Origin of the sequence: Ramlibacter sp. 2FC (assembly GCF_005503345.1) — a bacterium.
Classification (GTDB): Bacteria; Pseudomonadota; Gammaproteobacteria; order Burkholderiales; family Burkholderiaceae_C; genus SCMQ01.
On sequence record NZ_SCMM01000006.1, the window covers coordinates 67,446 to 76,712 of the forward strand.

The 9,267-nt window shown below is 63.9% G+C and carries 17 protein-coding genes and 1 tRNA gene; all 18 read right to left on the reverse strand.

Annotated elements, in window-relative coordinates; genetic code table 11:
- Nucleotide 1 precedes the first annotated feature (1 nt).
- The 18 genes from FFS10_RS04475 to rplE all read right to left on the reverse strand — a co-directional run bounded on the left by FFS10_RS04475 (nucleotide 2) and on the right by rplE (nucleotide 9,267).
- A complete protein-coding gene (locus FFS10_RS04475) occupies nucleotides 2–868 on the reverse strand; it encodes a ParB N-terminal domain-containing protein (RefSeq protein WP_137891921.1) in 867 nt (288 codons plus the stop codon).
- A 97-nt stretch (nucleotides 869–965) separates the two neighbouring features.
- Nucleotides 966–1,042 (reverse strand) — tRNA-Met (locus tag FFS10_RS04480).
- Nucleotides 1,043–1,061: 19 nt separating this feature from the next.
- On the reverse strand, nucleotides 1,062–1,463 hold the full coding sequence (rplQ, locus tag FFS10_RS04485) for a 50S ribosomal protein L17 (protein ID WP_137891923.1): 402 nt from the start codon (nucleotides 1,461–1,463) through the stop codon (nucleotides 1,062–1,064).
- A gap of 88 nt (nucleotides 1,464–1,551) precedes the next feature.
- The gene (locus tag FFS10_RS04490) at nucleotides 1,552–2,544 is read right to left on the reverse strand and encodes a DNA-directed RNA polymerase subunit alpha (RefSeq protein ID WP_137891925.1); all 993 of its coding nucleotides are present in this window, start codon (nucleotides 2,542–2,544) and stop codon (nucleotides 1,552–1,554) included.
- A gap of 109 nt (nucleotides 2,545–2,653) precedes the next feature.
- Nucleotides 2,654–3,277, reverse strand: coding sequence for a 30S ribosomal protein S4 (rpsD, locus tag FFS10_RS04495; RefSeq protein ID WP_137891927.1), 624 nt, complete (start codon nucleotides 3,275–3,277; stop codon nucleotides 2,654–2,656).
- An 84-nt stretch (nucleotides 3,278–3,361) separates the two neighbouring features.
- Nucleotides 3,362–3,766, reverse strand: coding sequence for a 30S ribosomal protein S11 (gene rpsK, locus FFS10_RS04500; RefSeq protein ID WP_137891929.1), 405 nt, complete (start codon nucleotides 3,764–3,766; stop codon nucleotides 3,362–3,364).
- Nucleotides 3,767–3,785: 19 nt separating this feature from the next.
- Nucleotides 3,786–4,151, reverse strand: coding sequence for a 30S ribosomal protein S13 (gene rpsM, locus FFS10_RS04505; protein WP_137891931.1), 366 nt, complete (start codon nucleotides 4,149–4,151; stop codon nucleotides 3,786–3,788).
- A 24-nt stretch (nucleotides 4,152–4,175) separates the two neighbouring features.
- A complete protein-coding gene (gene rpmJ, locus FFS10_RS04510; RefSeq protein ID WP_011481465.1) occupies nucleotides 4,176–4,289 on the reverse strand; it encodes a 50S ribosomal protein L36 in 114 nt (37 codons plus the stop codon).
- 27 nt (nucleotides 4,290–4,316) lie between these two features.
- Nucleotides 4,317–4,535: a translation initiation factor IF-1 gene (gene infA / locus FFS10_RS04515; protein WP_137891933.1), complete on the reverse strand. Its 219-nt coding sequence runs from the start codon at nucleotides 4,533–4,535 to the stop codon at nucleotides 4,317–4,319.
- Between the two features lie 11 nt (nucleotides 4,536–4,546).
- Entirely contained in the window at nucleotides 4,547–5,866 is a 1,320-nt protein-coding gene (secY, locus tag FFS10_RS04520; protein WP_137891935.1) for a preprotein translocase subunit SecY, read from the reverse strand.
- Between the two features lie 21 nt (nucleotides 5,867–5,887).
- The gene (gene rplO, locus FFS10_RS04525; protein ID WP_137891937.1) at nucleotides 5,888–6,319 is read right to left on the reverse strand and encodes a 50S ribosomal protein L15; all 432 of its coding nucleotides are present in this window, start codon (nucleotides 6,317–6,319) and stop codon (nucleotides 5,888–5,890) included.
- 11 nt (nucleotides 6,320–6,330) lie between these two features.
- Nucleotides 6,331–6,513, reverse strand: a complete 183-nt coding sequence (gene rpmD, locus FFS10_RS04530) for a 50S ribosomal protein L30 (RefSeq protein ID WP_137891939.1) — start codon at nucleotides 6,511–6,513, stop codon at nucleotides 6,331–6,333.
- A gap of 14 nt (nucleotides 6,514–6,527) precedes the next feature.
- Nucleotides 6,528–7,046 (reverse strand): 30S ribosomal protein S5, encoded by a 519-nt coding sequence (gene rpsE / locus FFS10_RS04535; RefSeq protein ID WP_137891941.1) that lies wholly within the window; start codon nucleotides 7,044–7,046, stop codon nucleotides 6,528–6,530.
- Nucleotides 7,047–7,063: 17 nt separating this feature from the next.
- The gene (gene rplR / locus FFS10_RS04540; RefSeq protein WP_137891943.1) at nucleotides 7,064–7,429 is read right to left on the reverse strand and encodes a 50S ribosomal protein L18; all 366 of its coding nucleotides are present in this window, start codon (nucleotides 7,427–7,429) and stop codon (nucleotides 7,064–7,066) included.
- 11 nt (nucleotides 7,430–7,440) lie between these two features.
- Complete coding sequence (rplF, locus tag FFS10_RS04545; RefSeq protein WP_137891945.1) at nucleotides 7,441–7,974, reverse strand: 50S ribosomal protein L6; 534 nt, start codon at nucleotides 7,972–7,974, stop codon at nucleotides 7,441–7,443.
- A gap of 23 nt (nucleotides 7,975–7,997) precedes the next feature.
- Nucleotides 7,998–8,393, reverse strand: coding sequence for a 30S ribosomal protein S8 (gene rpsH / locus FFS10_RS04550; RefSeq protein WP_137891947.1), 396 nt, complete (start codon nucleotides 8,391–8,393; stop codon nucleotides 7,998–8,000).
- A 20-nt stretch (nucleotides 8,394–8,413) separates the two neighbouring features.
- Nucleotides 8,414–8,719 carry a 30S ribosomal protein S14 gene (gene rpsN, locus FFS10_RS04555; protein ID WP_137891949.1) on the reverse strand — a complete coding sequence of 102 codons (306 nt, stop codon included), beginning with the start codon at nucleotides 8,717–8,719 and terminating at the stop codon, nucleotides 8,414–8,416.
- Nucleotides 8,720–8,727: 8 nt separating this feature from the next.
- The gene (gene rplE, locus FFS10_RS04560) at nucleotides 8,728–9,267 is read right to left on the reverse strand and encodes a 50S ribosomal protein L5 (RefSeq protein WP_137891951.1); all 540 of its coding nucleotides are present in this window, start codon (nucleotides 9,265–9,267) and stop codon (nucleotides 8,728–8,730) included.

Here is a 9,267-nt window from a genome sequence, read left to right on the forward strand (position 1 = left end):
ATCACTTGATCAGTTGCGCCAGCAGGTTCGCGACCTGCTTGCGCAGGGCCTCGTTCTCGGCCGTGAGTTCGGCCACGCGCGCCTGCAGCGCCCGCAGCTGATCGCCCGTGGGCGCCTCGGCCGGGCTGCCCTCCTCCACGAGCTTGGCCTCGCGCGGCTGGCGCCTGGCCTCGCGCACGCGCTTGGCCGCCTGCTTCAACTCGACCGCGCCGCCACTGGCGGCAGCCTGCTGCTCTTCCGGCGGCAGGGTGGCCACAGCCGCTGCAGCACTGAGCGACAGGGCCCCGGTCTTGAGGGCCGCCACCACCTCGGGTGCTGCCTGCTTCTGGATCTTCTCGATCATCAGCACCTGGCTGCTACGCAGGCGTGCCGCCCGCGCGATGTCCTCGCGGCTCTTGAGCGGCTCGGGATCGGCAGGCGCGGCCGCCAGGCCTTCCGAGGGCGCGGCCGGCGAAGGAGCGTCGTCCCAGGGCGGCTCGTCGCTGGCGTCCGCGCCTTCCGCCTGGCCGGCGGCCTGGCTGGACGCGGCCAGCATGCGCGCGCGCCGCTGCGCGACGATCTCGCGCTTGCGCAAGGCCAGGACGCCGCGCTGGAAGTCCGAGACGCTGCGCCGGCCCAGGTGCTGGTCGATCATCCACAGGTGGACGTCCTCCAGGCTCAGGAACAGCTGGCTTTGCTGGGTCCGGAACGGCAGACCGTGCTTCTGGCAGATGGCGTAGCGGTTGTGGCCGTCGACCAGCAGCTCGCCCCAGAGCACCAGGGCGTCGCGGCAACCTTCGGCCAGGAGGCTGCGCTCCAGCGCCTCGTGCTCCTCGGGCGTGAGCGGATCGATGTAGGCCTTGAGTTCTTCGTTGACGACGATGTTCATGGATTCTGGATTCGGGGCGCCGGCATGCGAAGCGGCGCAGAAAAGCAAAACGCCCACTGTTGAGTGGGCGTTTTGCTTGGCGGAGACCGCCTTGTCTTGGTTGCGCGAGGAGGATTTGAACCTCCGACCTTTGGGTTATGAGCCCAACGAGCTACCAGACTGCTCCATCGCGCGGTAGACGGGAATTATAGCATCATTCTGCGGCGTTGCTCTCGGCGGCTGCAGTTTCCACCACGGCCGGACGATCCACGAGCTCGACCAGGGCCATGGGCGCATTGTCGCCAACACGGAAGCCCATCTTCAGGATGCGGGTGTAGCCGCCCGGACGGGTCGCGAAGCGCGGGCCCAGGTCGGCGAACAGCTTGGTCACGCTGTCGCGGCTGCGCAGGCGGTCGAAGGCCAGGCGCTTGTTGGCCACCGTGGGCTGCTTGGCCAGGGTGATCATGGGTTCGATCACGCGGCGCAGTTCCTTGGCCTTGGGGACCGTGGTCTTGATGACCTCGTGCTCGATCAGCGAGTTCATCATGTTGCGCAGCATGGCGAGGCGGTGCTCGCTGGTGCGGTTGAGTTTACGGAGGCCGTGTCCGTGACGCATGGTGCTTTCCTTTCTTTATCAAAAACGGGCAGCCGTATCAGGTACTGCCCGGTGCACTCCCCAATGACGTGGGGACCGTTATTTTAAATCAGCGCTTCTCGAGGCCGGCGGGCGGCCAGCTTTCCAGCTTCATGCCCAGGGTCAGGCCACGCGAGGCCAGCACTTCCTTGATCTCGTTGAGCGACTTGCGGCCCAGGTTCGGGGTCTTGAGCAGCTCGTTCTCGGTGCGCTGGATCAGGTCGCCGATGTAGTAGATGTTCTCGGCCTTGAGGCAGTTCGCGGAACGCACCGTCAGCTCGAGCTCGTCCACCGGACGCAGCAGGATGGGGTCGAAGCGGTCGCTGCCGCCGCGCTGGGCCGGCTGGTCGAAGGCGGCCAGTTCGCTGCCCTCGAGCTGGGCGAACACCGCCAGCTGCTCGACCAGGATCTTGGCCGAGGCACGCACGGCCTCTTCGGCCGTGATCGCGCCGTTGGTCTCGATCTCGACGACCAGCTTGTCCAGGTCGGTGCGCTGCTCGACGCGGGCGCTCTCGACCGTGTAGCTGACGCGCTTGACCGGCGAGAAGGAGGCGTCGAGCACGATGCGGCCGATCGACTTGGTGGCCTCGTCGCCGTAGCGGCGCATGGTGCCGGGCACGTAGCCGCGGCCCTTCTCGACCTTGATCTGCATGTCCAGCTTGCCGCCCTGCGACAGCGTGGCGATCACGTGGTCGGGGTTGATGATCTCGACGTCATGCGGCGTCTGGATGTCGGCGGCGGTGACCAGTCCCTCGCCGTCCTTGCGCAGGCTCAGCGTGACTTCGTCGCGGTTATGGAGCTTGAACACCACGCCCTTGAGGTTCAGCAGGATGTTGACAACATCCTCCTGCACGCCGTCGATCGACGAGTACTCGTGCAGCACGCCGGCGATGGTGACTTCGGTTGCTGAATAGCCGACCATGGACGACAGCAGCACACGCCGCAGCGCGTTGCCCAGCGTATGGCCATAGCCGCGCTCGAAGGGCTCCAGCGTGACCTTGGCACGGTTGGGACCCAGCTGCTCGACGTTGATGGCTTTGGGTTTCAGCAATGTTGTTTGCATTAAGACTTCCTCTCAATACCCCCGGCTCGTTACACCGGTAAGGCTGGTGAAGCACCTGGAAGGCGGTGCCCCGCGTTCCAGGAACGTTGCGATCGGTAAAGGAAACCGATCAGCGCGAATACAGTTCGACGATCAGCGATTCGTTGATGTCGGCGGCGAACTCGTCGCGGTCCGGCACCTTCTTGAACGTGCCTTCGACCTTGTCGGCGTTGACATCGACCCAGGCCGGCAGGCCGACTTGCTGAGCCAGCTGCAGCGCTTCCGCGATGCGGCCTTGCTTCTTGGACTTCTCGCGCACCGCGATCACGTCGCCGGTCTTGACCATGTAGGACGGGATGTTCACGGACTGGCCGTTCACGGTGACCGCCTTGTGCGAGACCAGCTGGCGCGCTTCGGCGCGCGTGGAGCCGAAGCCCATGCGGTAGACCACGTTGTCCAGGCGGGACTCGAGGATGAACATCAGGTTGGCGCCGGTGTTGCCCTTGCGGCGGTCGGCTTCCTCGAAGTAGCGGCGGAACTGCTTCTCGAGCACGCCATACATGCGCTTGACCTTCTGCTTCTCGCGCAGCTGCAGGCCGAAATCGGAGGTGCGCTGGCCCGAGGTGCGGCCGTGTTGGCCGGGCTTGGAGTCGAACTTGGCCTTGTCGCTGATCGAGCGGCGGGCGCTCTTCAGGAACAGGTCCGTGCCTTCACGGCGGGAAAGTTTGGCCTTGGGGCCGAGGTAACGTGCCACTTGAGCTTCCTTTTAGTCATCTGCCGCGAACTGATCGCGGGAGCCACCAGCCTTGGCTGATGGCGGTGGGCTTGGTGAGTGAGATTAGATGCGGCGACGCTTCTGCGGACGGCAACCGTTGTGCGGCACGGGCGTCACGTCGGAGATCGAGGTGATGCGGATGCCGAGGGCAGCCAGGGCACGAACCGAGGACTCGCGGCCGGGGCCGGGGCCCTTGATCTCGACGTCCAGGTTCTTGATGCCCTGCTCCACGGCAGCACGGCCGGCCACTTCCGACGCGACCTGCGCGGCGAAGGGGGTGGACTTGCGCGAGCCCTTGAAGCCCTGGCCACCGGAGGAAGCCCAGGACAGGGCGTTGCCCTGGCGGTCGGTGATCGTGATGATGGTGTTGTTGAACGAGGCGTGCACGTGGGCAATGCCGTCCGACACGTTCTTGCGGACCTTCTTGCGCACGCGCTGCGCGGCGTTACTGGCGGGAGCTTTTGCCATGTTGAACTCTCAATCCCAATTATTTCTTCAAAGCCTGAGCGGCCTTGCGCGGGCCCTTGCGGGTACGTGCGTTGGTACGCGTGCGCTGGCCGCGCATCGGCAGGCCGCGGCGATGGCGGAAGCCGCGGTAGCAGCCGATGTCCATCAAGCGCTTGATGTTCATCGTGGTTTCACGGCGCAGGTCACCTTCGATGGTGAACTGTGCGATCTGGTCGCGGATTTTTTCCAGATCACCGTCGGTCAGGTCCTTGACCTTCTTGGAGTACGCAATGCCGCAGGCCTCGCAAATTTTGCGGGCGCGGGTGCGACCAATGCCGAAAATGGCCGTCAGACCAATCTCAGCATGCTGATGCGGCGGAATGTTGATGCCAGCGATACGTGCCATGTTCGTCCTCTAAAACTCTTGCGATCAGCCTTGACGCTGCTTGTGACGCGGATCCGTGCAGATCACGCGGACAACGCCCTTGCGGCGGATGATCTTGCAGTTGCGGCAAATTTTCTTGACCGAAGCCGAAACTCTCATTTCTTTCTCCTAAAACTCGTGGCCTGTTTACTTGGCGCGGAACACGATGCGTGCCCGCGTCAGGTCGTAAGGCGTTAACTCAACCGTGACCTTGTCCCCGGGCAGGATGCGGATGTAGTGCATCCGCATCTTCCCCGAGATGTGTCCCAACACAATATGACCATTTTCCAGCTTCACTCGGAAGGTGGCGTTGGGCAGGTTTTCAACCACCTCGCCCTGCATCTGAATGACGTCGTCCTTGGACATTCCCGATCCGATCAACCACCCAGCGTAGTCTTGAAATTCGCCTTTTTCAGCAGCGACTCGTATTGTTGGGACATCAGATAGTTCTGCACTTGCGCCATGAAGTCCATGGTCACGACCACGATGATCAGCAAGGACGTGCCGCCGAAGTAGAACGGCACGTTGTACTTGAGGATCAGGAACTCGGGCAGCAGGCACACGAAGGTGATGTAGACCGCGCCGGCGAGCGTCAGGCGCACCAGGATCTTGTCGATGTAGCGCGCCGTCTGGTCGCCCGGACGGATGCCCGGGATGAAGGCGCCGCTCTTCTTCAGGTTGTCCGCTGTCTCACGGCTGTTGAACACCAGGGCCGTGTAGAAGAAGCAGAAGAACACGATGGCCGCGGCGTACAGCATCACGTAGATCGGCTGGCCGGGGGTCAGCGCGCCCGCGATGTCCTTGAGCCACAGCATGGACTCGCCCGAGCTGAACCAGCTCACCACCGTCGCCGGCAGCAGGATGATCGACGAGGCGAAGATCGGCGGGATCACGCCGGCCATGTTCAGCTTCAGCGGCAGGTGCGAGGACTGGCCGCCGTAGACCTTGTTACCGACCTGGCGGCGCGCGTAGTTGACCAGGATCTTGCGCTGGCCACGCTCGACGAACACCACGAAGTAGGTCACCAGGACCACCAGGGTCACGATGAACAGCGCGGCCAGGATGCTCATGGCACCGGTGCGCACCAGCTCGAACAGGCCGCCCAGGGCGTTGGGCAGACCGGCCGCGATACCTGCGAAGATCAGGATCGAGATGCCGTTGCCCAGGCCGCGCTCGGTGATCTGCTCGCCCAGCCACATCAGGAACATGGTGCCGGCGGTCAAGCTGACCACGGCCGTCATGCGGAAGCCGAAGCCGGGGCTCAGCACCAGGCCGGCGGAGGCCTCCAGCGCCAGGGCGATGCCCAGCGACTGGAACACGGCCAGACCCAGCGTGCCGTAGCGCGTGTACTGGGTGATCTTGCGCCGCCCCGCCTCGCCCTCCTTCTTCAGCTGCTCGAACGCCGGAAGGACGTAGGTGAGCAGCTGCATGATGATGGAGGCCGAGATGTAGGGCATGATGCCCAGGGCAAACACCGTGAACCGCGACAGCGCGCCACCCGAGAACATGTTGAACAGGCTCAGGATGCCGCCCTGCTGGCCCTTGAAGAGCTGCTGCAGCTGGCCCGGGTCTATGCCCGGCACGGGGATGTGGGCGCCGATGCGGTACACCACCAGCGCGAGCAACAAAAAGACCAGCCGGCGACGCAGGTCGCCGAACTTGCCCGTTTTTGCGATTTGAGCCGCGCTAGTTGCCACTGCGATCTTCTTTCACCGATGTCAGGCCAGCGAACCGCCAGCAGCTTCGATGGCCGCCTTGGCGCCGGCGGTCGCGCCGATGCCCGTGAGCTTGACGGCCTTGCTGAGGGTGCCGGACTTGATGACCTTGACCACTTTCGCGATCTCGCTGACCAGGCCGGCCTGCTTCAGGGCCAGCAGGTCGACTTCGGACGCACCGAGCTGCTCCAGCGCCGTCAGCGTGACTTCGGCGTTGAACTTCAGCAGGTGCGACTTGAAGCCGCGCTTGGGCAGACGACGCTGCATGGGCATCTGGCCGCCTTCGAAGCCGACCTTGTGGTAGCCGCCCGAACGCGATTTCTGGCCCTTGTGGCCACGACCTGCGGTCTTGCCCAGGCCGGAGCCGATGCCGCGACCGACGCGGCGCTTGGCGTGCTTGGCGCCCGCCGCGGGTTGGATGCTATTGAGTTCCATCAACGGCCTCTTTAGAGAACTTTGACCAGGTAGCTGATCTTGTTGATCATGCCGCGCACCGCAGGGGTGTCCTGCAGCTCGCTCACGCTGTTCAGCTTGCGCAGGCCCAGGCCGCGCACGGTGGCACGGTGCGATTCCTTGCAGCCGATCGGGCTGCGAACCAGCTGGATCTTGACGGTTTGTTGCGTAGTCATATTCAAACTCCCGATCAAGCGAAGAGTTCTTCGACGGTCTTGCCGCGCTTGGCCGCCACTTCCGCCGGGGTGGTGGAATTGGCCAGGGCGTCGAACGTGGCGCGAACCATGTTGTAGGGATTGGACGAACCGTGGCTCTTGGCCACGATGTCGGTGATGCCCATGACTTCGAAGACTGCGCGCATCGGGCCGCCGGCGATGATGCCGGTACCCTTGGGAGCCGGCGCCATCATGACGCGGGCCGCACCGTGGTGACCCACCACGTTGTGGTGGATCGTGCCGTTCCTGAGCGACACCTTGGTCATGTTGCGGCGGGCCTCTTCCATGGCCTTCTGCACGGCAGCCGGCACTTCCTTGGACTTGCCCTTGCCCATGCCGACGCGGCCGTCGCCATCGCCCACCACGGTCAACGCAGCGAAACCAAGAATGCGGCCACCCTTGACCACCTTGGTGACGCGGTTGACCGCGATCATCTTTTCACGCAGACCGTCTTCGGGACCGTCACCTTGCGTTTTTGCCTGAAACTTAGCCATTTGAATTTCCGATCCGCTTAGAACTGCAAGCCCGCTTCACGTGCGGCGTCAGCCAGGGCCTTCACTCGGCCGTGGTAGGCGAAGCCGGCACGATCGAACGCCACCTTCTCGACACCGGCCGCCTTGGCCTTCTCGGCAATGCGCTTGCCGATCAGCTGCGCGGCGGCGGCATTGCCACCCTTGCCGGTGGCGCCGAGCGACTTGCGCACATCGGCTTCGGCGGTGGAGGCGCTGGCCAGCACCTTGCTGCCGTCGCCGGAGATCACGCTGGCGTAGATGTGCAGGTTGGTGCGGTTCACCGTCAGACGGGCAACGCCTTGCGTGGCAATGCGGATGCGGGTCTGGCGGGCACGACGAAGACGCTGCTCTTTTTTGGTCAACATGCTGCGGCTCCTTACTTCTTCTTGGTCTCTTTGATCGTGATCTTCTCATCCGCATAGCGGATGCCCTTGCCCTTGTAGGGCTCCGGGGGACGAATCGCACGGATCTCGGCGGCCACCTGGCCCACGCGCTGGCGGTCGGCACCCTTGATCACGATTTCCGTGGGGACCGGCGTTGCCACCGTGATGCCAGCCGGCATGTCCTTGTTCACCGGGTGGGAGAAGCCCACCGACAGGTTCAGCTTGGCGCCCTGGGCCTGGGCCTTGTAGCCCACGCCGACCAGGCTCAGCTTCTTCTCGAAGCCCTTGCTCACGCCGATGACCATGTTGTTCACGAGCTGGCGCAGCGTGCCGCTCATGGCATTGGCTTCGCGCGACTCGTTGGCGGGGGCGAAGCTCAGCTTGCCGCCCTCGTTGCTCACCTTGACCAGAGCGTGCTGGGGCAGCGACAGCTGGCCGCCGGCGCCCTTGACGCTGATCTGGTCGTCCTTGATCGACACGTCCACGCCAGCGGGGACGGTCACAGGCATTTTTCCTACGCGGGACATTTCAGTTTCTCCTCAATGCCACGTTAAGCCACATAGCAAAGCACTTCGCCGCCGACACCGGTGGCGCGCGCCTTGCGATCCGTCATCACGCCCTTGGGGGTGGTGACGATGGCCACGCCCAGGCCGTTCTGGACCTGGGGGATGGCATCGCGGCCCTTGTACACGCGCAGGCCGGGGCGGCTCACGCGCTCGATGCGCTCGATCACCGGGCGACCGGCGTAGTACTTCAGGGCGATTTCAAGCTCGGACTTGCCGGCTTCGGTCTTGACCTGGAAGCCGTCGATGTAGCCCTCATCCTTGAGCACCTGCGCAATGGCCACCTTCACCTTGGAAGAAGGCACGGACACGGTGGACTTGGCCACCATTTGCGCGTTGCGGATGCGGGTCAGCAGATCGGCGATGGGATCACTCATGCTCATGTTGTATCTCTCCTGCCGACTTACCAGCTGGCCTTGGTGATGCCGGGGATGTTGCCCTCGAAGGCCAATTCGCGGATCTTGGCGCGGCCCAGGCCGAATTGGCGGAAGGTGCCGCGCGGGCGACCGGTGATCTCGCAACGGTTGCGCTGGCGCGTGGGGTTGGCGTTGCGCGGCAGCTTCTGCAGGCCCAGGCGGGCGGCAGCGCGCTCTTCGTCGCTACGCTTGGCGTCGTTGGCGACGGCCTTCAGTTCCGCGTACTTCTTGGCGTACTTGGCAGCCAGTTTTTCTCGCTTGAGCTCGCGCTCGATCAAAGCTACTTTAGCCACAAGTCACCTCAGTTCTTGAACGGGAAACGGAAGCCGGCGAGCAGTGCCTTGCACTCGTCGTCGGTCTTGGCCGTCGTGGTGATGCTGATGTTGAGACCGCGCAGGGCATCGACCTTGTCGTACTCGATCTCGGGGAAGATGATCTGTTCCTTGACACCCACGTTGTAGTTGCCGCGGCCGTCGAAGGCACGGCCGGAGATGCCGCGGAAGTCACGCACGCGCGGCAGGGCCACGGTGACGAAACGGTCCAGGAATTCGTACATCTGCACGCCACGCAGGGTCACCATGCAGCCGATGGCCTGGCCTTCGCGGATCTTGAAGCCCGCGATGGCCTTCTTGGCCTTGGTCACCACCGGCTTCTGGCCGGCGATCTTGGTCAGGTCGCCGACGGCATGGTCCATGACCTTCTTGTCGGCCACGGCCTCGCTCACGCCCATGTTCAGCGTGATCTTGGTGATGCGCGGCACTTCCATCGGAGACTTGTAGCCAAACTTGGCCATCAGCTCGGGAGCGACCTTTTCGCGATAGTGTTGTTGCAGTCGTGCCAT

Excerpts from the sequence above, each read along its gene's own strand:
- FFS10_RS04475 (WP_137891921.1), bottom strand. The coding sequence starts at position 868 with ATGAACATCGTCGTCAACGAAGAACTCAAGGCCTACATCGATCCGCTC.
- rplQ (WP_137891923.1), bottom strand. The coding sequence starts at position 1,463 with ATGCGTCACGGACACGGCCTCCGTAAACTCAACCGCACCAGCGAGCAC.
- FFS10_RS04490 (WP_137891925.1), bottom strand. The coding sequence starts at position 2,544 with ATGCAAACAACATTGCTGAAACCCAAAGCCATCAACGTCGAGCAGCTG.
- rpsK (WP_137891929.1), bottom strand. The coding sequence starts at position 3,766 with ATGGCAAAAGCTCCCGCCAGTAACGCCGCGCAGCGCGTGCGCAAGAAG.
- rpsM (WP_137891931.1), bottom strand. The coding sequence starts at position 4,151 with ATGGCACGTATCGCTGGCATCAACATTCCGCCGCATCAGCATGCTGAG.
- rpmJ (WP_011481465.1), bottom strand. The coding sequence starts at position 4,289 with ATGAGAGTTTCGGCTTCGGTCAAGAAAATTTGCCGCAACTGCAAGATC.
- infA (WP_137891933.1), bottom strand. The coding sequence starts at position 4,535 with ATGTCCAAGGACGACGTCATTCAGATGCAGGGCGAGGTGGTTGAAAAC.
- rplO (WP_137891937.1), bottom strand. The coding sequence starts at position 6,319 with ATGGAACTCAATAGCATCCAACCCGCGGCGGGCGCCAAGCACGCCAAG.
- rpmD (WP_137891939.1), bottom strand. The coding sequence starts at position 6,513 with ATGACTACGCAACAAACCGTCAAGATCCAGCTGGTTCGCAGCCCGATC.
- rpsE (WP_137891941.1), bottom strand. The coding sequence starts at position 7,046 with ATGGCTAAGTTTCAGGCAAAAACGCAAGGTGACGGTCCCGAAGACGGT.
- rplR (WP_137891943.1), bottom strand. The coding sequence starts at position 7,429 with ATGTTGACCAAAAAAGAGCAGCGTCTTCGTCGTGCCCGCCAGACCCGC.
- rplF (WP_137891945.1), bottom strand. The coding sequence starts at position 7,974 with ATGTCCCGCGTAGGAAAAATGCCTGTGACCGTCCCCGCTGGCGTGGAC.
- rpsH (WP_137891947.1), bottom strand. The coding sequence starts at position 8,393 with ATGAGCATGAGTGATCCCATCGCCGATCTGCTGACCCGCATCCGCAAC.
- rplE (WP_137891951.1), bottom strand. The coding sequence starts at position 9,267 with ATGGCACGACTGCAACAACACTATCGCGAAAAGGTCGCTCCCGAGCTG.